This is a genomic window from Mycobacterium sp. ABE4_509, assembly GCF_056160785.1.
The window spans coordinates 1-21,490 of record NZ_JBSWXU010000094.1 but is presented as its reverse complement, the minus strand read 5'-3'; the positions used below and the strand labels follow the sequence as shown (position 1 = coordinate 21,490).

At 68.3% G+C, this 21,490-nt stretch carries 23 protein-coding genes and 1 riboswitch; of the genes, 13 read left to right on the top strand and 10 right to left on the bottom strand.

Annotated elements, in window-relative coordinates; all coding sequences use genetic code 11:
• On the top strand, positions 1-264 hold a 264-nt coding region (locus ACXAID_RS18815), incomplete at its 5' end, for a hypothetical protein (protein ID WP_475023733.1).
• Between the two features lie 82 nt (positions 265-346).
• Here ACXAID_RS18815 and ACXAID_RS18810 read toward each other — a convergent pair.
• Both ACXAID_RS18810 and ACXAID_RS18805 read right to left on the bottom strand, forming a co-directional pair.
• Positions 347-508 (bottom strand): hypothetical protein, encoded by a 162-nt coding sequence (locus tag ACXAID_RS18810; RefSeq protein WP_475023732.1) that lies wholly within the window; start codon positions 506-508, stop codon positions 347-349.
• A gap of 120 nt (positions 509-628) precedes the next feature.
• Positions 629-1,807, bottom strand: a complete 1,179-nt coding sequence (locus ACXAID_RS18805; protein ID WP_475023731.1) for a metallophosphoesterase — start codon at positions 1,805-1,807, stop codon at positions 629-631.
• Positions 1,808-1,967: 160 nt separating this feature from the next.
• Here ACXAID_RS18805 and ACXAID_RS18800 point away from each other — a divergent pair, with 160 nt between their 5' ends.
• Entirely contained in the window at positions 1,968-3,179 is a 1,212-nt protein-coding gene (locus ACXAID_RS18800) for a D-alanyl-D-alanine carboxypeptidase family protein (RefSeq protein WP_421458875.1), read from the top strand.
• A 4-nt stretch (positions 3,180-3,183) separates the two neighbouring features.
• Here ACXAID_RS18800 and yhjD read toward each other — a convergent pair whose 3' ends face one another.
• The 3 genes from yhjD to ACXAID_RS18785 form a co-directional block, all read right to left on the bottom strand.
• The gene (gene yhjD / locus ACXAID_RS18795; protein ID WP_475023730.1) at positions 3,184-4,224 is read right to left on the bottom strand and encodes an inner membrane protein YhjD; all 1,041 of its coding nucleotides are present in this window, start codon (positions 4,222-4,224) and stop codon (positions 3,184-3,186) included.
• 41 nt (positions 4,225-4,265) lie between these two features.
• On the bottom strand, positions 4,266-5,282 hold the full coding sequence (trpS, locus tag ACXAID_RS18790; RefSeq protein ID WP_475023729.1) for a tryptophan--tRNA ligase: 1,017 nt from the start codon (positions 5,280-5,282) through the stop codon (positions 4,266-4,268).
• A gap of 82 nt (positions 5,283-5,364) precedes the next feature.
• The gene (locus ACXAID_RS18785) at positions 5,365-6,177 is read right to left on the bottom strand and encodes an exodeoxyribonuclease III (RefSeq protein WP_475023728.1); all 813 of its coding nucleotides are present in this window, start codon (positions 6,175-6,177) and stop codon (positions 5,365-5,367) included.
• 72 nt (positions 6,178-6,249) lie between these two features.
• Here ACXAID_RS18785 and ACXAID_RS18780 point away from each other — a divergent pair, with 72 nt between their 5' ends.
• From ACXAID_RS18780 to thpD, 8 genes are all read left to right on the top strand, one after another.
• A complete protein-coding gene (locus ACXAID_RS18780) occupies positions 6,250-7,092 on the top strand; it encodes an alpha/beta fold hydrolase (RefSeq protein ID WP_475023727.1) in 843 nt (280 codons plus the stop codon).
• A 102-nt stretch (positions 7,093-7,194) separates the two neighbouring features.
• Positions 7,195-7,315, top strand: a riboswitch (SAM riboswitch).
• Positions 7,316-7,443: 128 nt separating this feature from the next.
• A complete protein-coding gene (locus ACXAID_RS18775) occupies positions 7,444-8,799 on the top strand; it encodes a bifunctional o-acetylhomoserine/o-acetylserine sulfhydrylase (protein WP_421458866.1) in 1,356 nt (451 codons plus the stop codon).
• A 10-nt stretch (positions 8,800-8,809) separates the two neighbouring features.
• A complete protein-coding gene (metX, locus tag ACXAID_RS18770) occupies positions 8,810-9,937 on the top strand; it encodes a homoserine O-acetyltransferase MetX (protein ID WP_421458864.1) in 1,128 nt (375 codons plus the stop codon).
• Positions 9,934-10,683 carry a class I SAM-dependent methyltransferase gene (locus ACXAID_RS18765; RefSeq protein ID WP_421458862.1) on the top strand — a complete coding sequence of 250 codons (750 nt, stop codon included), beginning with the start codon at positions 9,934-9,936 and terminating at the stop codon, positions 10,681-10,683. Before metX ends, ACXAID_RS18765 begins: the two co-directional genes overlap by 4 nt.
• 222 nt (positions 10,684-10,905) lie before the next feature.
• Entirely contained in the window at positions 10,906-11,490 is a 585-nt protein-coding gene (ectA, locus tag ACXAID_RS18760; protein WP_475023726.1) for a diaminobutyrate acetyltransferase, read from the top strand.
• A 77-nt stretch (positions 11,491-11,567) separates the two neighbouring features.
• On the top strand, positions 11,568-12,857 hold the full coding sequence (gene ectB, locus ACXAID_RS18755; protein ID WP_475023725.1) for a diaminobutyrate--2-oxoglutarate transaminase: 1,290 nt from the start codon (positions 11,568-11,570) through the stop codon (positions 12,855-12,857).
• A 30-nt stretch (positions 12,858-12,887) separates the two neighbouring features.
• On the top strand, positions 12,888-13,280 hold the full coding sequence (locus ACXAID_RS18750) for an ectoine synthase (protein ID WP_475023724.1): 393 nt from the start codon (positions 12,888-12,890) through the stop codon (positions 13,278-13,280).
• Between the two features lie 23 nt (positions 13,281-13,303).
• On the top strand, positions 13,304-14,194 hold the full coding sequence (gene thpD, locus ACXAID_RS18745) for an ectoine hydroxylase (RefSeq protein ID WP_475023723.1): 891 nt from the start codon (positions 13,304-13,306) through the stop codon (positions 14,192-14,194).
• A gap of 9 nt (positions 14,195-14,203) precedes the next feature.
• On the opposite strand, the gene ACXAID_RS18740 is transcribed toward thpD, so the two are convergent.
• Both ACXAID_RS18740 and ACXAID_RS18735 read right to left on the bottom strand, forming a co-directional pair.
• Positions 14,204-15,418 (bottom strand): fatty acid desaturase family protein, encoded by a 1,215-nt coding sequence (locus ACXAID_RS18740; protein ID WP_475023722.1) that lies wholly within the window; start codon positions 15,416-15,418, stop codon positions 14,204-14,206.
• A gap of 9 nt (positions 15,419-15,427) precedes the next feature.
• Entirely contained in the window at positions 15,428-16,570 is a 1,143-nt protein-coding gene (locus ACXAID_RS18735; RefSeq protein ID WP_475023721.1) for a ferredoxin reductase, read from the bottom strand.
• 179 nt (positions 16,571-16,749) lie between these two features.
• Between ACXAID_RS18735 and ACXAID_RS18730 the strand changes: the two genes are divergently transcribed.
• The gene (locus ACXAID_RS18730; RefSeq protein ID WP_475023720.1) at positions 16,750-17,832 is read left to right on the top strand and encodes a GGDEF domain-containing protein; all 1,083 of its coding nucleotides are present in this window, start codon (positions 16,750-16,752) and stop codon (positions 17,830-17,832) included.
• An 8-nt stretch (positions 17,833-17,840) separates the two neighbouring features.
• Here the strand turns inward: ACXAID_RS18730 and ACXAID_RS18725 are convergent, their stop codons facing one another.
• Together ACXAID_RS18725 and ACXAID_RS18720 are read right to left on the bottom strand one after the other, a co-directional pair.
• Complete coding sequence (locus ACXAID_RS18725; protein ID WP_475023719.1) at positions 17,841-18,164, bottom strand: DUF3017 domain-containing protein; 324 nt, start codon at positions 18,162-18,164, stop codon at positions 17,841-17,843.
• Entirely contained in the window at positions 18,164-19,021 is an 858-nt protein-coding gene (locus ACXAID_RS18720) for a bifunctional methylenetetrahydrofolate dehydrogenase/methenyltetrahydrofolate cyclohydrolase (RefSeq protein ID WP_475023717.1), read from the bottom strand. The genes ACXAID_RS18725 and ACXAID_RS18720 overlap by 1 nt, the downstream gene beginning before the upstream one ends.
• Positions 19,022-19,060: 39 nt before the next feature.
• Between ACXAID_RS18720 and ACXAID_RS18715 the strand changes: the two genes are divergently transcribed.
• Positions 19,061-20,263, top strand: a complete 1,203-nt coding sequence (locus ACXAID_RS18715; RefSeq protein WP_475023716.1) for an NADH:flavin oxidoreductase — start codon at positions 19,061-19,063, stop codon at positions 20,261-20,263.
• Here the strand turns inward: ACXAID_RS18715 and ACXAID_RS18710 are convergent.
• Positions 20,247-20,810 (bottom strand): TetR/AcrR family transcriptional regulator, encoded by a 564-nt coding sequence (locus tag ACXAID_RS18710; protein ID WP_475023715.1) that lies wholly within the window; start codon positions 20,808-20,810, stop codon positions 20,247-20,249. The genes ACXAID_RS18715 and ACXAID_RS18710 overlap by 17 nt on opposite strands.
• 198 nt (positions 20,811-21,008) lie before the next feature.
• Here ACXAID_RS18710 and ACXAID_RS18705 point away from each other — a divergent pair.
• A partial coding sequence (locus tag ACXAID_RS18705) for an FHA domain-containing protein (RefSeq protein WP_475023714.1) occupies positions 21,009-21,490 on the top strand: 482 nt, incomplete at its 3' end.

Here is a 21,490-nt window from a genome sequence, read left to right as displayed (position 1 = left end):
CTGTCGGCCGCCGTCCTGGGCCTGGCCGCCCCGGCCGCCGCCGCCCCCAGCGGATCCGACGCCCAGCAGACCATCAGCCAGCTCGAAGCCGGCGGCAACCGCGTCATCGTCCACCGGCTCTCCGACACCCCGCTGGCACAGGCCACCGTGGTCGACATCCAGTCCGGCCCGGCCCTGCGCGGCACCGTGTCCAACCCCGGCTATGGCGACGACAACCGCCAGAACGTGGTCACCGGCCAGGTCTACTACGTCGACGTGAGGTAGCGCTTCGGCCAGCGGACATCTGACAGGACAGGTTCACACACCACAAAGGGCACCCCGAACGCCGGGGTGCCCTTTGTGGTTCTCACACGCTGTGTAGGTGAACGGGTTTGCTCGCGGCGCGGCACTGGTAGGACGGATGCCTGCGCATCGCCTCGTCCAATTCCTGGGCACGACGCCGCGCGGCGCGCCAGGTGGGATGCGACTGCAGGTCGACAACGGCTGTCGCGGCGGTCTTCGTCGTCATGGTCAACGTCCTTCCGCTGAACTCTCGATGCCTGTCAGCCTGCCTGGCCCGCCTGAGCTTTTCTGTCAGAGTTTGCCGTGAACTTCATGAGAATGCCCGGTGCGGTGCGGGGCCAAACTCTCAGCCGCTCTGCAACGTCAGCACGCTGATGTCCGGCGGGGCACCGACGCGCACCGGCGGACCCCAGAATCCCGCTCCGCGGGTGACATACAACTGGGTGTCGCCCACCGTGGACAGTCCCGCCAGGGAAGGCTGGGCCAGCGCGGTGGCGTAGTGGAAGGGCCACATCTGGCCACCGTGGGTGTGCCCGGACAACTGCAGGTCGACACCGCGATCGGCGGCCTGGTGCACCTGAATCGGCTGGTGCGCCAACAGGATCGTCGGCCCTGCCGAGCCCACCCCCTGCAACGCGCGGTCCAGATCCGGTCCGTCGGAGTCAGATTCCCCGGCGACGTCGTTGACCCCGGCGAGGTCGAAACCGGCGCCGGCAGGACCGATCCGGGTGTTCTCGTTGCGCAGCAGATGAAGCCCGAGCCGGTCCAGTTCGCGCAGCCACGATGCGGTGTCCTCGACGAAATACTCGTGGTTTCCGGTGACGAAGAAGGCGCCCTGGGAGGCCACCAGGTCCCGCAACGGCTCTGCGGCAGCACCGAGTTCGTCGACGGTTCCGTCCACCAGGTCGCCGACGACGGCCACCAGATCGGGCCCGGCGGCGTTGATCATCGACACGATCCGTTCAGTGTGCGCGCGCCCCAGCAGCGGGCCGAGGTGGATGTCGGAGACCACCGCGATGCGGAAGCCGTCCATCGCGGGAGAGAGTCGCGGCAACCGCAGCGGAACCTGCAGCAGTTCGGGGCGCCCGAGCGCGTTGGCCATGCCGAAGCCGGTCAGGCCGACCGCGGTGACGCCGGCGGCGACCGCAGTGGTGCGGGCAAGGAAGACGCGGCGGTCCACCCCGGGCCCGGGCTCGGCCGGCTCTTCGCTCCGGCCGGCCGGGCGAAGGGCTCGCCTGCGCCGGATCCACGCCACCAGACGGACCGCCTCCAGCACGAGCAGCACCAGGAACAGGTAGACGAGCAGTCCGAACCAGACATATCCCGGCCACGCCACCCAACCGGAGTCGGCGACTCCGAAGACCCGGGGCGCCACCAACGCGGCGAACAGCAACGCCATCAGCGCGACGAGTCCCACCGTGAGCAGGCGGCGGGTTCGGCCGGGGACGGTCGTGTCCCTGACCATCCGCTTCCAGACGTAGAGGTGCATCAACACCAGGATCGAGCCGAGAACGAGAAGGAACATGAAGCCCTTTGCACGATGCGACAGTGAGTACAGCTTAGTTTCCGCAGGCGAGCCGGCCCCACGAGCTTCACCCCCATAAGTCACATTTGAAACACTGATCACACCCGTCACCGCGTGGCTCCCCGATCGCGCGCCCCGGGTCGCTTAGTCTTCGCTCACGATGGCGACCTTGTGGAAGTACTGTGCGCGGGCATCGGCGCTGGTCACAGCGGCCATGTTGGTGGTGGCTCCGGCAGCGGCGGCCGACCCGGCGGTCGACCCGAACATCTGCCCCTACCGGGAGACGACACCGCCCGCCGTGGACCTGTCCGAGGTTCCCGAGTTCGGGGATCCCCCGGCTCCGCTGCCGGTGCCGGCCAAACCGCTCGGCGGGGACGCCCTGTCGGGCTGCGGCATCATCACCGCACCGGGCACACCGCCGGTGCCCGAGGAGGTCTCCGCCGAGGCATGGCTGGTCGCCGACCTCGACACCGGCGACGTCATCGCCGCCCGCGACCCGCACGGCCGGCACCGCCCCGCCAGCGTCATCAAGGTCTCCACCGCCATGCAGGCGATCCGCGACCTACCCCTGCACAAGGTGGTACCGGGCACGGCCGAGGACGCAGCCCAGGAAGGCACCAAGGTCGGTGTCGGTGAAGGCGGGTTCTACTCGATCAACGACCTGCTGCACGGCCTGCTGATGTATTCGGGCAACGACGCGGCCCACGCGCTCGCAATGCAGATGGGCGGCATGCAGGCCACGCTGAACAAACTCAACGTGCTGGCCGGTCAGCTCGGCGCCCACGACACGCGCATCGCCACCCCGTCCGGACTCGACGGCCCCGGGATGAGCACCTCGGCCTACGACATGGGCCTGTTCTACCGCTACGCCTGGCAGAACCCTGTCTTCGCAAACATCGTGGCGACCCGCGATTTCACCTTCCCCGGACGCGACGGATCGACCTATCCGATCGAGAACGACAACAAGCTGCTGGCCAACTATCCGGGCGCACTGGGCGGCAAGACCGGGTTCACCGACGACGCCGGGCAGACCTACGTCGGCGCCGCCGACCACGACGGCCGCCGGCTGGTGGCGGTGCTGCTGCGCGGCACCCGCCAGCCGATCGCCCCGTGGGAGCAGGCGGTGCGGCTGCTCGACTACGGCTTCGCCACCCCGCCGGGCACCAAGGTCGGCAGCCTCATCGAACCGGACCCGGCACTGGTCGCACCCGAACCCGATCCCGCCGCCACGACGACGACCACGACGGCCGACGCCGTCCTGCCCGAGGTCGACGCGCTCCCGGTCCGCATCGGCGTGGGTGTGATCGGCAGCATCGTGGTTTTCACCTTGATCATGGGCGCACGGGCGCTCAACCGGCGCCCGCAACACTGAGCGGTCAGCGCCGGCGCCACCGCGAAAACGTCAGCACCCCAAGCGCTCCAGCCGCCGCGGCCGCCACCGCCTGCCAGGGGCCCAGACCGGGCCGGGTGATGACCCGGTTGTGGATGACAGCCGGGCCGGGAGCAGGCAGCGCCGCATCGCCCATGTTCTCCGGCATCGTCGCCGCCCACGCGGTGGAGAACAGCACCAGCCGCGCGGTGATGTAGGCGAACACCATCAAACCCAGCACCGGGCCGAACGTCGCCCCCGCCGGACCGGTGAGCACCGACCGCAGGTAGATCGAGGCGACCAGCTTGAACACCTCGAAGGCCACCGCGGCGATCAACCCCGCCCGCATGCTGCTGCGGAAGCTGACCGACTCCCGCGGCAACCGTGCGATCACGTAGGTGAACAGCAACCAGGACACCAGGATCGAGATGGCGATGGACGCGACGCGCAGGGTCAGACTGAGAATCGCCGAGTCCTGGAAACCCAACCAGTGCAGCAGATCTTTTATCACCCCGGTGTTGCCCAGCGCGGTGAGGGCCAGCGTGAACACACTGGCGACGAACAGCGACACCAGGGCGAGCAGATCGGACAGCTTGGTCTTGACGAACCCTGCAGGCTTGTCCCGGAACAGGCCCCACATCTGGCTCAGCGCCTCGCGCAGGTTGTTCATCCAGCCCAAACCCGCCCAGGCCGCGGTCGCGAGGCCGATGATGCCCACCGAGGTGCGCGACTCGATGGCGGCCTCCATCAACTCGATGAGTTGCTGGCCGAGGTCGCCGGAGACGTTCGCGCGGATCTGGTTTTCGATCTCCATGAGCAGTTCCGGCCTGCTGGCCAGCACGAACCCGCCGATCGCGAAGCCAACCATCAACAGCGGGAACAACGCGAAGATGGTGTAGTAGGTGATGCCGGCGGCGTAGAAGTTGCCCTTGCTGCTGTTGTACCGCTCCTGGGCCCGCATCACGTGGTCGAACCACGGCATCCGGGCCCGCAGCCGGGCCATCAGGCCGGGCTTGTCGTCGGAATCGCTCGCGGACGGCGCGGTCATCCGACCCCCTGCTCGTTGTCGTCGTCGCGCGGCGACGGTGCCTACGGTTTCGCTGGCAGAAACCCTAGGCGGTCATATACCCGGCGCAACGTCTTACCAGACACCTCACGCGCCCGCTGGGCCCCGGCGGCCAGCACGCTCTCCAGTTCTGCCGGGTCGGCGAGCAACTCGTCAACCCGGTTCTTGATAGGTGTGACGAACTCCACGACCGCCTCGGCGGTCTCCTTCTTCAGATCCCCGTATCCACGCCCGGCGTAGCCGTCGACGAGTTTGTCGACCTCGGCGCCGGTGACCGCGGCCTGAATGGTCAGCAGGTTCGACACCCCGGGCTTGCCCTCCGGGTCGAACCGGATCTCGCGCTCACTGTCGGTCACCGCGGAGCGAATCTTCTTGGCGGTCTTGGCCGGATCGTCGAGCAGGCTGATCAGCCCGGCATCGGTGGCCGCCGACTTGCTCATCTTCGCGGTCGGGTCCGCCAGATCGTAGATCTTGGCGGTGGCCTTGGGGATCATCGCCTCGGGCACGACGAAGGTGTCCGGGAAGCGCGTGTTGATCCGCTGGGCGACGTCGCGCGCGAGTTCGAGGTGCTGACGCTGGTCCTCACCGACGGGCACCAGGTCGGTGGCGTAGAGCAACACGTCGGCGGCCATCAGCACCGGGTAGGTGAACAGTCCCACGGTGGTGGCGTCGACGCCCTGTTTCTGCGATTTGTCCTTGAACTGGGTCATCCGCGACGCCTGCCCGAAACCGGTGAAACATCCCAGCACCCAGGCCAATTCGGTGTGCGCGGGTACGTGACTCTGGACGAAGACGGTGGCCCGGTCCGGGTCGATGCCCAGCGCGAGGTACTGCGCCGCGGTGACCAGTGTCCGTTTGCGCAGCGTCGCGGGGTCCTGGGCGATCGTGATGGCGTGCAGGTCGACGACGCAGAAGTAGGCGTCGTGGCCGTCCTGCAGGCCGACCCACTGCGCGACCGCGCCCAGCGCGTTGCCCAGGTGCAGGGAGTCCGACGTCGGCTGCGCGCCGGAGAAGACGACCGGCTTGGATGGCGTGCTCATGATGGCCGCCATTGTCCCATGGAGCCCTGCGCGGCGGATTCGGCGTGCCCGGTCGACGCGTGGGTGCCGGGCCGCGCCCGAATCACCCGTACTCGACGGTGACCGGGCAGTGGTCGGACCAGCGCAGCGCGTAGGCGGCGGGACGTTCGGTGCGCACCGACGAGACCCGCGCGGCCAGCGCCGGGGTGGCCAGGTGGTAGTCGATGCGCCACCCGGCGTCGTTGTCGAAGGCCTTGCCCCGCCACGACCACCACGCGTACGGGCCGGCGGCCCCGGGGTGGGCCTGACGGACGACGTCGACCCAGCCGGTGGACAGCAGATCGGTGAGCCATTGACGTTCCTGCGGCAGAAAGCCCGCCTTCTTGGTGTTTCCGCGCCAGTTCTTGATGTCGTTCTCGGTGTGGGCGATGTTCCAGTCGCCACAGAGCACCGCTTCGCGCCCGCTGCAGAGCAACTCGGCCATCCGGTCGCCGACCGCGGCCATGAACCGTTCCTTCTCGAGTTGGCGGTCAGTCTCGGCTTCACCGGTCGGAAAGTAGACGCTGCCCACCGTCAACCCCGCGGTGTCCACTTCGAGGTAGCGGCCGTGGTCTGCGAATTCCTCTGCACCACAGCCGATTCTGACTCCATCGAACGGTGTGCGGGACAGCACCGCGACGCCGTTGCGCCCCTTGATGTGGGGCACCGCCGACGCCAGGTGCCACCCGTCGGCAAGCGCCGGGGCCAGTGCGCCGGCCAGTTGCTCGTCGTCGGCCCGCGTCTCCTGCAGGCACACCACGTCTGCGGCGGTCTCCGTCAACCAGGGCAGCAGGCCGAGGTTGTCGGCCGAGCGGGCCTTGACCGCTGCCCGGATGCCGTTGACGTTGACGGTGCTGACGGTGAGAGCGCGAGCCACGACCGCCGACCATAGCGCCGCAACGGAGCACACATTCTTGCGGTACCGCCGGTATCACCTTACTGTCGGGCCATGGCACCACGAGAGCCGATTCACACCGGATCCGGTGAGCCGGTCCTGTTGCTACACCCCTTCCTGTGCTCCCAGAACGTGTGGCGGGCGGTCGCCGCCCAGCTCAGTGGCCCGGGACGCTTCGAAGGCCGGTTCGAGGTGTTCGCGCCGACCATGCTGGGCCATCACGGCGGACCACCGTCGCCGACCTGGCTGCTGCACACCGAGATGCTGGTCGACGACATCGAGCGGCGGATGGATCAGCTGGGCTGGCAGACCGCCCACCTGGTCGGCAATTCGCTGGGCGGCTGGGTGGCGTTCGAACTCGAACGCCGCGGACGGGCCCGCACGCTCACCGCGATCGCGCCGGCGGGCGGCTGGCCGCACCACTCGTTGTCGAAGTACGAAACCGTGCTGAAGTTCGTGGCCGGCGGGCCGGCACTGGTCGCGGCCCGGCTGCTCGGACCCCGCATTCTCGACCTCCCGCTGGCCCGGCGCCTGGCGACCCTGCCGGTGAGCGGACCGGCCGACGGCCCCAGCGACGAGGACCTGCGCGCCGTGGTCGAGGACGCCACCCACTGCAGCGCCTACCTGCAGCTGCTGGTCAAGACGCTGCGGCTGCCCGGCCTGCTGGAGCTGGCCGGCCTGGGCGCCCCGACCCAGCTGGTGCTCTGCGGACGGGACCGGGTCTTCCCGACCCCGCGGGGCAACCGCTACTTCCTGCGCCACCTGCCCGAACACGCCGAGGTGGTGCGTCTGCCCGAGCTCGGGCACATCCCGATGCTCGAGGCACCCGATCGCATCTCGGCGCTGATCGGCGAGTTCATCGAGCGGCACGCCGGCCCGCACCGCGCCATCGGCTGAGACCCCCGGCAACGCCCGACGACCTCCGCGTTCCGGCCCGCGCCCGGCACTGCGACGCAACCCAGTGGCACCGCACCAGCGCAGTGCGATACGCTTCGACTCGGTCATGAGTGCCAGCGCGAAGCCCCGGCTTGCTGGCCGGCAACCCTCCAACCGCGGTGGGGTGCCCCGGGTGATGAACCAGGTTGAGTAGCCACAACCGGCTACGCGGCAAGCGCGGGTCCGCCGTGAACGGGCCCCCTGAGTAGACAGGGACACCTGATGGCGAGGTCACCGATGCACTGTTGTCGGTAACGCAACAGCGATCACCTCACCATCACAGGAGCCCGTCCGGAGGAGAACCGAAACAACATGAGCGGCGAACACGTACCCAGCGACGACCCGACGTCCCGGTGGTCGTTCGAGACCAAGCAGATCCACGCCGGGCAGACGCCCGACTCCGCCACCAACGCGCGGGCACTGCCGATCTACCAGACCACCAGCTACGCGTTCGACAGCACCGAGCACGCCGCGGCGCTGTTCGGCCTGGCCGAGCCCGGCAACATCTACACCCGGATCATGAACCCGACCACCGATGTGGTGGAGCAGCGCATCGCCGCCCTGGAAGGCGGCGTGGCGGCGCTGTTCCTGGCCTCGGGCCAGGCCGCCGAGACGTTCGCGATCCTCAACATCGCCAACGCCGGTGATCACATCGTGTCCAGCCCGCGGCTCTACGGCGGCACCTACAACCTGTTCCACTACTCACTGCCCAAGCTCGGCATCGACGTGACGTTCGTCGACAACCCCGATGACCCGGAGTCGTGGCGCGCGGCGGCCCGGCCCAACACCAAGGCGTTCTTCGGCGAGACGATCTCCAACCCGCAGATCGACATCCTCGACATCCCGGCCGTCGCGGCGGTGGCCCACGACGTCGGGGTGCCGCTGATCGTCGACAACACCATCGCGACGCCCTACCTGATCCAGCCGCTGCGCCACGGCGCCGACATCGTCGTGCACTCGGCCACGAAGTACCTGGGCGGGCACGGCACGGCCATCGCCGGGGTGATCGTCGACGGCGGCACCTTCGACTGGACCAACGGCCGTTTCCCCGGGTTCACCACCCCCGACCCCAGCTACCACGGTGTGGTGTTCGCCGAACTGGGCCCGCCGGCATACGCACTCAAGGCCCGGGTGCAGCTGCTGCGCGACCTGGGTTCGGCGGCCGCGCCCTTCAACGCGTTCCTGATCGCCCAGGGCCTGGAGACGCTGAGCCTGCGCCTGGAACGCCATGTGGCCAACGCCCAGCGGGTGGCCGAGTACCTCGCCGGACACCCCGACGTCGTCTCGGTCAACTACGCCGGGCTGCCTACTTCACCGTGGTACGAACTCGGAAAGAAGCTTGCGCCCAAGGGAACCGGTGCGGTGCTGGCGTTCGAGCTGGCCGGCGGGATCGAGGCCGGCAAGGCGTTCGTCAACGCGCTGACGCTGCACAGCCACGTCGCCAACATCGGCGACGTCCGCTCCCTGGTGATCCATCCGGCCTCGACCACCCATCAGCAACTGTCGGCCGAGGAGCAACTCGCCAGCGGGGTGACACCCGGCCTGGTCCGGCTCGCAGTCGGGATCGAGGGAATCGACGACATCCTCGCCGACCTCGACCAGGGCTTCACCGCCGCGAAGCCGTTCGCCTCGGCCGTCGCCGACCCGCAGACAGTTGCATCGTTCTGAGGATGGTGACGTGACTATCGTGGATGTTGTTCGAGAGTGCGTGGCACTGCCACCCGAGGGTGAAGTCGGCGTCATCGACATCGGATCGGTCACCCTGGAGAACGGTCAGGTCATCGATGACGTGTCGATCGCCGTGCAGCGCTGGGGCGAGTTGTCCCCGAGCCGCGACAACGTCGTGATGGTGTTGCACGCACTGACCGGCGATTCGCACATCACCGGGCCCGCCGGGCCCGACCATCCGACCCCCGGCTGGTGGGACGGTGTGGCCGGACCGGGCGCGCCGATCGACACCGACCGGTGGTGCGCCGTCTCGACCAACGTGCTCGGCGGGTGCCGCGGCTCGACCGGGCCCGGTTCGCCGGCCCCCGACGGAAATGCCTGGGGCTCAAGGTTCCCCGCCGTGTCGATCCGTGATCAGGTCACCGCGGATCTTGCCGTGCTCGACCGGCTCGGCATCAGCGAGGTCGCCGCGGTGATCGGCGGCTCGATGGGCGGCGCCCGGGCGCTGGAGTGGATGATCGCCCACCCCGACAACGTGCGCGCCGGGCTGGTGCTGGCGGTCGGTGCCCGGGCGACGGCCGACCAGATCGGCACCCAGAGCAGCCAGGTCGCGGCCATCAGGTCCGACCCGGACTGGTGCGGCGGCGACTATTACGGCACCGGCCGCAGCCCCGAGCTGGGCATGCAGATCGCGAGACGGTTCGCCCACCTCACCTACCGGGGCGAGTCCGAGCTGGACGACCGGTTCGGCAACGACCCGCAGGACGGTGAGGATCCCGGCACCGGCGGCCGCTACTCGGTGCAGAGTTACCTGGAGTATCAGGGCCGCAAACTGGTGTCGCGGTTCGACGCGGGCACCTACGTGACCCTCACCGATGCGCTGTCCAGCCACGACGTCGGCCGCGGCCGCGGCGGGATCGAAGCCGCTCTGCGCGACTGCCGGGTGCCTGCGATCGTCGGCGGCATCACCTCTGACCGGCTCTACCCGCTGCGTCTGCAGGCCGAACTGGCCGAGTTGCTTCCCGGGTGCGACGGGCTCGACGTCGTGGACTCGAAGTACGGCCACGACGGATTCCTGCTGGAAACCGACGCGGTCGGGAAGCTGATCCGCCGGACGCTGGACCTCGCTGACCGGTGAGCGACACCGCCAGGGCGCGTTCACTGTCCTTCGGCGCTGAAGCCGCTGCGTATGAGCGGGGCCGCCCGTCCTACCCTCCGGAAGCCATCGACTGGTTGCTGCCCGACGACGGGCCCGGCCGGGGAGCTCCGCTCGACGTTCTCGACCTGGGCGCCGGCACCGGCAAGCTGACCACGCGGCTGGTCGAGCGCGGCCTGACCGTGGTTGCGGTGGACCCGATCCCGGAGATGCTGGAGCTGTTGAGCGGGGCGCTGCCCGACACCCCGGCACTGCTGGGGACCGCCGAGGACATTCCGCTGCCCGACGACAGCGTCGATGCGGTGCTGGTGGCTCAGGCCTGGCACTGGTTCGATCCCGACCGCGCCCTGCGGGAGGTGGCGCGGGTGCTGCGACCGGGGGGACGGCTGGGACTGGTGTGGAACAACCGTGACGAACGTCTCGGCTGGGTCAAGGATCTGGGCCGCATCATCGGCCATGAGGTCGACCCGTTCAGCCAGACGGTCGATCTGCCTGCGCCGTTTGCCGAGATCGCCCGCCACCAGGTGGAGTGGACCAGCTATCTGACCCCCCAGGCGCTGATCGATCTGGTCGCCTCCCGTAGCTACTGCATCACCTCGCCGGAGAATGTGCGGGCCCGCACCCTGGACGAGGTCCGCGGTCTGCTGGCCAGCCATCCCGCCCTGTCCAGCAGCAACGGGCTGGCGCTGCCGTATGTCACGGTGTGCATCCGCGCCACGCTGTCCTGAACGATCCACCCGATGTAACAATTCGGAAACAATACGCTCACAGGTTTTGAACGCCGATTCCCGAGCGTTTGCCCAGTTGAGGACGACAAGGCTGGGACCCGGCCCCCGCCGCCGGGGGGCGACGCAACTTGAAGTCGGCGTGTCACCTCGCATACGTTCGTTTCACCGATGATTTGAAACTCTGAAAAGCGATACGTGTTCGGTGGTGACAGCTAACTAGTTATGGAATCGGTCAACCCTGCGCTGAAAGATCTTTCAGACGAGAGCACCAAAGACGGGCAACAGCGTCCCGATGCTACGCAGCGACGCCTGCGCCGCCCGGAGGCTTCCGACGCCCTGGCGGTGCACCGACTCGTTGCTGACAGCGGGGTTCTGGACCTGAATTCGACGTATACCTACATGCTGCTGTCGACGGACTTTGCCGACACGTCCATCGTCGGTGAACGAAATGGACGTGTATGCGGCTTCGTCGGTGGGTATCACCCTCCGCAGCGACCAGATGTGCTGTTCGTCTGGCAGGTCGTGGTCGCCGCCTCCGAGCAGGGCACCGGACTCGGCGGAGCCATGCTCGACGCACTCGTGCATCGGGTCCGAAGCGAACGCAACGGGCACCCGATCACGGTCGAGGCGACGGTCGCACCGAGTAACGCTTCATCGCGCGCATTGTTCGGCGGGCTCGCCCGCCGCCACGGTGTGCCGATGAGCGAGCACGAACGCTTCCTGGCCGCCGACCTGGATCCCGATGGCGAGCACGAGGACGAACCCGTCCTGCGCATCGGCCCGATCACGGCCCCGCTGAGTACGTAAGACGACAAGGCACGCGCGACAACAAGGCACGCGCGACAACTAGCGACCAACTGCGCTAAGTCGAACGAAAGGATGTCATGACCATCACTGCGGAGTCGACCAAACTTTCCGAGTCCACCCTGCCCGACGAGTACACGACGATCGAGTCGGAGGTGCGCAGCTACTGCCGTGGCTGGCCGACGGTCATGGATACCGCCCAGGGCTCCTGGATCACCGACACCGACGGCCGCCGTTTTCTGGACTTCTTCGCCGGTGCGGGCGCCCTGAACTACGGGCACAACAACCCGGCGCTGAAGAAGGCACTGATCGACTACCTGTCCTCGGACAAGATCGTGCACTCCCTGGACATGGCCACAGTGGCCAAGTCGGAGTTCCTGACGACGTTCTCCGAGACGATCCTGCAGCCGCGCAAGCTGGACTACAAGGTCCAGTTCCCCGGCCCGACCGGCGCCAACGCCGTCGAGTCGGCCCTCAAGCTGGCCCGCAAGGTCACCGGCCGCGAGTCGATCATCAACTTCACCAACGCGTTCCACGGCATGACGCTGGGCGCGCTGTCGGTGACCGGCAACTCGATGAAGCGTGCCGGCGCAGGGATTCCGCTGGTGCACGCCACCCCGATGCCCTACGACAACTACTTCGACGGGGTCACCGAGGACTTCCACTGGTTCGAGCGGGTGCTCGACGACTCCGGCGGCGGGCTGAACCGCCCGGCCGCGGTGATCGTCGAGACCGTGCAGGGCGAGGGCGGCGTCAACGTCGCCCGGGTCGAGTGGCTGCAGGCACTTGAGCAACTGTGCCGAAAGCGCGACATCCTGCTGATCGTCGACGACGTCCAGATGGGTTGCGGGCGGACCGGGCCGTTCTTCAGCTTCGAAGAGGCCGGCATCACCCCTGACATCGTCACGCTGTCGAAGTCGATCAGCGGTTACGGACTGCCGATGGCGCTGACGCTGTTCCGCCGCGACCTCGACGTGTGGACCCCCGGCGAGCACAACGGAACCTTCCGCGGTCACAACCCGGCCTTCGTCACCGCTACCAAGGCGCTGCAAACCTATTGGCGCGACGACACTTTCCAGAACGAGACGCTGACCAAGGGCGCCCTGGTGCGTGAGCATCTGGAGAAGATGGCCGCCAACCGGGACGGCATCACCGCCCGCGGTCGCGGTATGGTGCAGGGGCTGAAGTTCGAGGACGCCGACCTGGCCGACGCCGTCTGCAGGGCCGCGTTCGACCGGGGACTGCTCGCCGAGACCAGCGGCCCGGCCGACGAGGTCGTCAAGCTGCTGCCGCCGCTGACCACCAGCGAGGCCGACCTGACCTCCGGCCTCGAGGTGCTCGACGAGTCTATCTCCGCCGCTCTCGGCTGAGCGATATCGACAACCGAGGAGTGACAACCCATGATCGTGCGCACGACTGAGGAGATCACCGGGACCGAGCGCGACGTGTCGGACGGCACCTGGAGGTCCAAGCGGATCATCCTCGCCGACGACGCGGTCGGATTCTCGTTCCACGAGACGACGATCCAGGCCGGTTCGGTCAACGAGTTCCACTACCAGTACCACGTGGAGGCCGTCTGGCTCGTCGAGGGCTCCGGGACCCTGACCAACCTGGAGACCGGTGAGGAACATCCGCTGAAGGCCGGCTCGATGTATCTGCTGAACGGCCACGAACGTCATCGCATCCGCTGCGACGAGCAGATGCGTATGCTGTGTGTGTTCAATCCACCGGTGACCGGCCGCGAGGTCCACGACGAGACAGGGGCCTACCCGCCACCCGCCCAAATCGCTTGACTACCTAATAGCTAAGTATCTCTATGAACAAACGCACTGACGACAACTACCCGACCCGACTCGACCACGCGATCCCGCCGATCCCGCGCATCGAACCCGGTGTGTGGGGAACCCCGAGTCAGGGCCCACTCGACGAGACGGCGCTGGGCGGCTTCGCCGACGCGGGGTATCTCATCCGTCCCCGCACCGTCGGTCCCGACTGGCTGCCGCCGCTGACCATGGAGCTCAACAGGCTGGGCGCCGAGCTCGACAGCGACGATCCGCGGGTCATCCGCGAGCCCAGCGGCAGCATCCGCTCGGTGTTCGAACCGCACCTGCTCAGCGATCTGATCGCCGAGGTGGTCGGCCTCGACACGGTGCTCCCGGTGGCACGTCAGCTGCTCGGCAGCGACGTCTACATCCACCAGGCACGGATCAACCTGATGCCGGGGTTCACCGGCACCGGTTTTTACTGGCATTCGGACTTCGAGACCTGGCACGCCGAGGACGGCATGCCGGCCATCCGCGCCGTGTCCTGTTCGATCGCGCTGACCGACAACTATCCGTTCAACGGCTCGCTGATGGTGATGCCGGGTTCGCACCAGACGTTCTACCCGTGCGTCGGGGCGACCCCGGACGACCACCACACGGCGTCGCTGGTGTCCCAGCAGATCGGAACCCCCGACCAGAACACCTTGATCAAGGCCTGCGATCAGCGCGGTATCGACCAGTTCACCGGGCCGGCGGGCTCTGCACTGTGGTTCGACGCGAACCTGCTGCACGGCTCGGGATCCAACATCACCCCGTACCCGCGGTCGAACGTGTTCCTGGTCTTCAACTCGGTGGACAACGGGCTCGTCGAGCCGTTCGCCGCGGCCCGGCCGCGGCCGAGCTTCCTGGCTGCCCGCGACATCGTTCCCGCCGGCACCACCTGACCCCCGGCCCTAGGCGGCCCGCTGCCGCAGCGCCGTCCGCAGCCCGCGTCGCCGGCCCGGCGTCGGCGCCGTCTCGGAGATCTCGCCGTAGACCTCGGCGAAGCGGCGTTCGGAGTTGGTTTCGGGCGCCTCGTCGGCGTCGGCGCGAAGCCAACGATCGGGTAGCGCGAGTTTGAGGATGGTCCAGAACGACTGGCCGTACTGGCGCAGCAGCGGTCCGGTGGTGTAGGGCAGGTCGTACTTCTCACACAACGCCCGGACGCGCACGCTGATCTCGGCGTACCGGTTGCTCGGCAGATCGGGGAACAGATGGTGCTCGATCTGGTAGCACAGGTTTCCGCTCATGAACGCCATCACCGGGCCCGCACGAAAGTTGGCTGACCCCAGCATCTGTCGCAGATACCACTGACCACGCGTCTCGTTCTCGAACTCGTCGACGGTGAACTTCTCCGCACCGTCGGGGAAGTGACCGCAGAAGATCACCATGTAGGCCCAGTAGTTGCGGACCAGGTTGGCCACCACGTTGCACTTGAGCGTGTGCTTCCAGTTGGTGCCTGCCAGCGCCGGATAGACGATGTAGTCCTTACCGGCCTGCCTGCCCATCTTGGTGCCCATGATCCGCAGGTCCTTGCGCGCCTCGGCCCACGTCTTCTCCTTCTTGCGGATCTTGGCGGCCTCGATGTGGTGCAGCGCCACACCCCACTCGAACAGAGTGCCCAGCAGCAGGTTGTAGACCGGGTTGCCGATCATCCACGGCGCCCAGGGCTCGTCGCGGGTGACCCGCATGATGCCGTAGCCGACATCGCTGTCGAGCCCGACCACGTTGGTGTACTTGTGGTGGACGAAGTTGTGCGAGTGCTTCCACTGCGCGGACGGGCACGCGGTGTCCCACTCCCACTCGGTGGAGTGGATCTCCGGGTCGTTCATCCAATCCCACTGGCCGTGAATGACGTTGTGGCCCAACTCCATGTTCTCGATGATCTTGGCGCCGGCCAGCATCGTGGTGCCGGCCAGCCGCGCGAGCCGGCTGCTGCTGGCGAACAGCGCGATGCGCCCGCCGGCGGCCATTGCCCGCTGCAGCTGGATCGTGCGCCGCACATACCGGGCGTCGCGCTCCCCGCGGGAGGCCTCCACGTCGGCGCGGATGGCGTCGAGCTCGGCGGCCAGCGCATCGATGTCGTCGTCGCTCAGGTGCGCGTAGGCCTTGATGTCGGTGATGGCCATGCTGTCCTCTCAGATGTTGATCGTGCAGTCGCCGGACGCGGTGGAGATGCAGGTCTGGATCCGGTCCCCGGCACCGTGTTCGGCGCCGGATCGGATGTCACGGACATGGCCGCCGTCGAGCGGCAGTACGCAGGTCTGGCAGATGCCCATCCGGCAGCCGAACGGCATCTGGATTCCGAGCTGTTCGCCGGCCTCCAGCAGCGTCGTCGCGCCGTCGACCTCGATGGTCTTGTCCGAGATCGCGAAGCTGACGGTGCCGCCTTCGCCACCCTTGTCGGTGGCGGCGATGGTGAAACGCTCCATGTGCAGTTGCTCGTCGAGACCGTGGCGGTTCCACAGGCTTTCGACACTGTCGAGCAGCGCCGCCGGACCACACGCCCACGTCGAGCGGTCGCGCCAGTCGGCGACGATGCCGTCGAGATCCGCGAAGTCGAGCTTGCCGTCCTCGACGGTGAGCTGAAGGTGCAGCCGGTAGCCGTCCTGCTCGCTTTCCAGGGCGCGCAGTTCGTCACCGAAGATCACCGCCTCGGCCGACGGCGCGGAATGGAGGTGGACGATGTCGGGGTGCTGCCGGCGCGCCCGCAGCGAACGCAGCATCGCCATGATCGGGGTGATGCCGCTGCCGGCACTGATGAAAAGCAGCGCCGCCGGCGGCGGATCGGGAAGCGCGAAATCGCCCTGCGGAGAAGCCAGTCTGACCACTGTTCCCGGTTCGACACCGCTGACCAGGTGGGTCGACAGAAACCCCTCCGGGGTGGCCTTGACCGTGATCGAGATGTGCTCGCCGTCCTGTTCGGGGACCGAGGTCAGCGAGTACGACCGCCAGTGCCACCGCCCGTCGACCCGCAGACCGATGCCCACGTACTGGCCGGGCCGGTAGTCACCGGCGAAGCCCCACCCGGGGCGGATCAGCACGGTCGCGCTGTCCTCGGTCTCGGCCCGCACCTCGAGGATCTCGCCCCGCAGCTCGCGCGCGGACCACAGCGGATTGAGCAACGACAGGTAGTCGTCGGGCAGCAGCGGGGTGGTGGCGCGCGCGGCGATGCCACGCACCACGTTGACCCACGGTCCCGAGGAGGCCTGCACCCCACGGGCCGGAGCGGTGCTCCACCTGGCCAACGCCTTGATCGCCGACATCGGGCCTCCCGCCATCCTCGAACAGCACACCGGCTGTGACAGGCATCACAAACCGGCAGCGTCCGGATTCCCTTACTCCCGAGTAACCAAACGCTCGATCGGAATCGAGACGCGCGGTCGGCTGCACAGCCCGCGATCGAACAGGCAAATGGCTCTATATTTGTCCGGCGAAGGTAATCGGCTGATCTTGACTCGTGAGCGGGGTGGGACGCCTGGGTGCACTGATCAAGCGGTGGTGGAGCGATCCCGATCGGTTCGAGTGGACCACTCAGTTCCTGAACCAGCGCGGGCTGCGCCGTTCGGCGCAATGGATGATGGCCATCCTGTCGGCCACGGTGGTGCTGATCACCGGCAGTTCGTTGGTGGCGCTGGATCTGCCGGCAGGGGCTGGCTATGCACTGATCGCGTTGTTCGCTGCATTCGCCTCGTTCATGACGGCGTTCTGGCTCACCCGGTGGCCAACCCGACGGCAATCTGCGCTGGCCATGGTCGCAGGCATTCTGTTCATCTCGGCATGGAGCTTGGCCCAGCCCGTGTCCGCTCTTGCCGTGCTCGGCTGCACGGCAACCACCGTCACCGGCGGATATCTTGCGTTCTTCCACAACATCCGCCTGCTGTTGGCCAACCTCGTGGTTGCCCTGGCGACCGCGCTGGCCACCTGTTGGCGACTGGGGGTCGAGACGAATGTGTCCACTGCCGTCGCGGCTTTCGGACTGATCGTGTTCCTGAACGTCTCGGTGCCCTCGGCCATCGCCGGTGCATCCCGAGCCATCGGCACCTATGCGATGCGGTCCGACGTCGACCCCCTCACCGGCCTGCTGAACCGGCGGGGGTTCACCGACGTCATCCTCCGACATCTGGAAAGTGGCTCCGCGACCGACGAGGAACTCGTCGTCGCAATGGTCGATCTGGACGCCTTCAAGTACCTCAACGACTCCGAGGGGCACGCTGCCGGCGACAAGGCCCTGCGCGCCGTCGGTGATCTGCTGCGCCAGCAGGGTCCGCCGGGTTCGGCCATCTGCCGCGCCGGCGGGGAGGAGTTCCTGATCGCGGCGATCGGACCCGTCGGACCCATCCACGGCGCCGTCCAGCAGGTGTGCGCCGACATCGCGGGTCTACCTCACTCGGTGACCGCCAGCGTCGGGATCAGCAACACCGCGGTCGACCGGGTGCCGCCTGGCGAGGGCAAGAAGTTGATCGACGAGCTCATCGAGAACGCAGATTCAGCGATGTACGTGGCCAAACGCAACGGCGGCAACCAGGTCCATCACGCGTGAGGACGCCGTCACTCCGTGCCCAGCGGGTCGATGGTCCAGGCGATGTAGAGCATGGCCGCGCTGACCGACGCGGTGGTCAGCACGTCGACCGTGCGGGTGCGCACCGCCAGCAACCCCGCCTGGTCCTCGGACAACATCAGCCGCAGGGCCGAAGCCACCCCGACGCCGACCGCCATGACCGCCGCACCGCGACGCCAGTAGCCGAACGCCACCAGGACGAACGCGGCAACCAGGATGAGCCCGACCGACAGGATCGGCCACTGCGCAGCGAAGAGCCTGCGGGCGAGGCCCGCGTCGCCGTCTCCGCGGGTGCGCAGCCGTCGGGACACCATCACGACGAGGCTTGCGCCTCGGCTCGTTCGACGACGTTCGTCAACAGGAACGCGCGCGTCAGCGGGCCGACTCCGCCCGGATTCGGGGACACATGCCCGGCGACCTCCCAGACGTCGGGCGCGACGTCGCCGACCAGCTTGCCGGCCTCGTCGCGGCTCACTCCGACGTCGACGACGGCCGCGCCCGGGCGCACCATCTCGGCGGTCACCATGTGTGGCACCCCGGCGGCGGCGACGATGATGTCGGCCTCACGGGTGATCTGCGGCAGGTGGCGGGTCGCGGTGTGACACAGCGTCACCGTCGCGTTCTCCGAACGCCTGGTGAGCAGCAGCCCCAGCGGCCGCCCGACCGTGATGCCGCGACCGACGACCACCACGTGTGCCCCGGCGATCTCGACCTGGTAGCGACGCAGCAGGTGGACGATGCCGCGCGGGGTACAGGGCAGCGGCGCCGGCTCGTTGAGCACGAGCCGGCCGAGGTTCATCGGATGCAGACCGTCGGCGTCCTTGCCCGGATCGACCCGCTCCAGCGCGGCGTTCTCGTTCAGATGCCGGGGCAGCGGCAACTGGACGATGTAGCCCGTGCAGTCCGGGTTCGCGTTGAGCTCGTCGATCACCTCGTCGAGCGCGGGCTGGCTGATGTCGGCGGGCAGGTCGCGGCGGATCGAGTTGATGCCGACCTTCGCGCAGTCGGCGTGCTTGCCCCGCACGTATGCCTGCGATCCCGGGTCCTCCCCGACCAGAACCGTGCCGAGCCCGGGCGTGCGCCCGGCCGCCGTGAGGCGCGCGACCCGCTCGGTCAGGTCGACGAAGATCTCGTCGCGCGTGGCCTTGCCGTCCAAAGTGATTGCACCCACGGCAGCCATTCTGACAGGGCACGTGGCAAGCTCGGCGACATGACAGACCACAACGATGTGTTCACTGCCGCCAAGCTCGGCCCTGTCACGCTGCGCAACCGCGTCATCAAGGCCGCGACATTCGAGGCTTCGACACCGAACGCGCTGGTCACCGACGATCTGATCACCTACCACCGGCTGCCGGCCGCCGGCGGTGTCGGGATGACGACGGTGGCCTACCTGGCGGTGTCGCCCGGCGGGCGCACCGAGGGTAAGCAGATCTACTGGCGGCCCGAGGCGATGGCGGGCCTGCGCCGGCTCACCGACGCGATCCACGCCGAAGGTGCTGCGATCAGCGCCCAGATCGGCCACGCCGGTCCGGTCGCCAACGCGCGGTCGAACAAGGCCACCGCGCTGGCCCCGGTGCGGTTCTTCAACCCGCTGTCGATGCGGTTCGCCCGGCACGCCACCCGCGACGACATCGACGACGTCATGACCGCGCACGCCGACGCGGCCCGCTACGCCATCGACGCCGGCTTCGACGCCGTCGAGGTCCACCTCGGACACAACTACTTCGCCAGCTCGTTCCTGTCGCCGCTGATCAACCGGCGCACCGACGAGTTCGGCGGCTCGCTGGCCAACCGGGCCAAGGTGGCGCGCGCGACGGTGCTGGCGGTGCGGCGCGCGGTGGAGAAGGCCGGCACCCCGATCGCGGTGACGGCGAAGCTGAACATGACCGACGGGGTGCGCGGCGGCATCTCGACCGAAGAGGCCCTGCAGACCGCGAAGTGGCTGGAGGACGACGGCGGGCTGGATGCGATCGAGTTGACCGCGGGCAGCTCGCTGGTCAACCCGATGTACCTGTTCCGCGGCGACGCTCCGATCAAGGAGTTCGCCGGCGCGTTTCGACCGCCGCTGCGCTGGGGCATCCGGATGACCGGGAAGAAGTTCCTGCGCGAATACCCCTATCGCGAGGCCTACCTGCTTCGGGACGCCCGGCTGTTCCGTGCCGAGCTGTCCATGCCGCTGATCCTGCTCGGCGGCATCACCAACGCCGAGACCATGGACCTGGCGATGGCCGAGGGGTTCGACTTCGTCGCGATGGGCCGGGCGCTGCTGGCCGAGCCCGATCTGGTCAACCGCATCCAGGCCGACGGCGCCTCGGTGAGATCGTTGTGCACGCACTGCAATCAGTGCATGGCCACCATCTACAGCCACACCCACTGCGTCGTGACGGGCTCGCCGGTCAGCCCGGGGCGATGAGCGCCCGGACGCAGTCCGTCACGATCGCGTCCGCGCTCAGCGGAATGGCTCGCCGCGCCTGCAGATGTCGTCGCACGATGGCGGCCGGTACGTCGATCAGGGCGGCGCTGAGCCGTCCGCCGTCGTCGGGCAGCTCCGAGAGAACCCTACGAAGCCTGCGCTGCAGCCGTTTCCGTCGGCCGCCGATCGCCTCCGGCCACTCCCCCAGGGCGAGCGCGTCGGGACCGGCGAGCAGCACGAACGCCTCGACCGGATTCTCCCGGCACCACTGCAGGGTGCGCAGGGCACCGGCGACGCAACGCTGCTGAGGGTCCTCGGCGCTGGACAGAGCCTGCAGCAGTCGTTCCTGGAAGCGTTCCTCGGTGCGCACCCACAACTCGCCGCACAGCGCAGCCCGGGTCGGAAACCGGTGGTACACCGAGCCGCTGGGCGCGCCGGCGGCTCGGGCCACCGCCGACATCGTGACCGCGCCCGGACCGTCGGCGGCGAGCAGGCCGGCGGCAGCGTCGAGAAGGAAGTCGGCGGAGTATCGGGCGGGCCGCGGCATTGCTCCACCCTAAAATAGAGATTTGCCTCTAAATGGGTTGCCGCCGGCCCCGACGCGCCGTCGGGCGGCTATTCGTTGCACCCCCAGCCGGATAACGGCGCCGCAACAGATCACCCACACCGTCAGGGCGCAGTCCCCCGCGCGGGCGCTGCGGCTAGAGTTGGTCGCGATGTCTAGTGTCGCCGCCGGAGCGGCTCCGTGAGCCGACCAGTTTCCCCTGCGCTGACCGTTCGGCACGACGGTTCCACACGCACCTTTGCTGCCGGCAACGACGTCGTGGTCGGGCGGGATCTGCGCGCCGACGTCCGGATCGCCCACCCGTTGATCTCCCGGGCCCATCTGCTGCTGCGGTTCGACCAGGGCCGCTGGATCGCCGTCGACAACGGGTCGCTGAACGGAATGTTCGTCAACGGACGACGCGTACCCACCGTCGACATCGCCGACGGCCAGCAGATCCACCTCGGAAACCCCGACGGCCCGCTGCTGACCTTCGAGGTCGGCCGCCACCAGGGCTCGGCCGGAAGACCGCCGTCGACGACGTCGATTCATGTCGCCGGCCGCTCCAGCGGTTGGCCGAGTCAGCCGGCTCCGACTCCCCCGCCGGTCAGCCCGCCGCCGAGCGGCTACCCCAGCGGCGCGCGCCCCTACCCCACCGGCCCGACCAGCTACCCGCCCAGCGC

Excerpts from the sequence above, each read along its gene's own strand:
- ACXAID_RS18780 (WP_475023727.1), top strand. The coding sequence starts at position 6,250 with ATGGCACCACGAGAGCCGATTCACACCGGATCCGGTGAGCCGGTCCTG.
- ACXAID_RS18750 (WP_475023724.1), top strand. The coding sequence starts at position 12,888 with ATGATCGTGCGCACGACTGAGGAGATCACCGGGACCGAGCGCGACGTG.
- ACXAID_RS18805 (WP_475023731.1), bottom strand. The coding sequence starts at position 1,807 with ATGTTCCTTCTCGTTCTCGGCTCGATCCTGGTGTTGATGCACCTCTAC.
- ACXAID_RS18740 (WP_475023722.1), bottom strand. The coding sequence starts at position 15,418 with ATGGCCATCACCGACATCAAGGCCTACGCGCACCTGAGCGACGACGAC.
- ectB (WP_475023725.1), top strand. The coding sequence starts at position 11,568 with ATGACCATCACTGCGGAGTCGACCAAACTTTCCGAGTCCACCCTGCCC.
- yhjD (WP_475023730.1), bottom strand. The coding sequence starts at position 4,224 with ATGACCGCGCCGTCCGCGAGCGATTCCGACGACAAGCCCGGCCTGATG.
- thpD (WP_475023723.1), top strand. The coding sequence starts at position 13,304 with ATGAACAAACGCACTGACGACAACTACCCGACCCGACTCGACCACGCG.
- ACXAID_RS18710 (WP_475023715.1), bottom strand. The coding sequence starts at position 20,810 with ATGCCGCGGCCCGCCCGATACTCCGCCGACTTCCTTCTCGACGCTGCC.
- ACXAID_RS18775 (WP_421458866.1), top strand. The coding sequence starts at position 7,444 with ATGAGCGGCGAACACGTACCCAGCGACGACCCGACGTCCCGGTGGTCG.
- ACXAID_RS18725 (WP_475023719.1), bottom strand. The coding sequence starts at position 18,164 with ATGGTGTCCCGACGGCTGCGCACCCGCGGAGACGGCGACGCGGGCCTC.
- ACXAID_RS18800 (WP_421458875.1), top strand. The coding sequence starts at position 1,968 with ATGGCGACCTTGTGGAAGTACTGTGCGCGGGCATCGGCGCTGGTCACA.
- ACXAID_RS18810 (WP_475023732.1), bottom strand. The coding sequence starts at position 508 with ATGACGACGAAGACCGCCGCGACAGCCGTTGTCGACCTGCAGTCGCAT.
- trpS (WP_475023729.1), bottom strand. The coding sequence starts at position 5,282 with ATGAGCACGCCATCCAAGCCGGTCGTCTTCTCCGGCGCGCAGCCGACG.
- ACXAID_RS18735 (WP_475023721.1), bottom strand. The coding sequence starts at position 16,570 with ATGGCGGGAGGCCCGATGTCGGCGATCAAGGCGTTGGCCAGGTGGAGC.
- ectA (WP_475023726.1), top strand. The coding sequence starts at position 10,906 with ATGGAATCGGTCAACCCTGCGCTGAAAGATCTTTCAGACGAGAGCACC.
- ACXAID_RS18715 (WP_475023716.1), top strand. The coding sequence starts at position 19,061 with ATGACAGACCACAACGATGTGTTCACTGCCGCCAAGCTCGGCCCTGTC.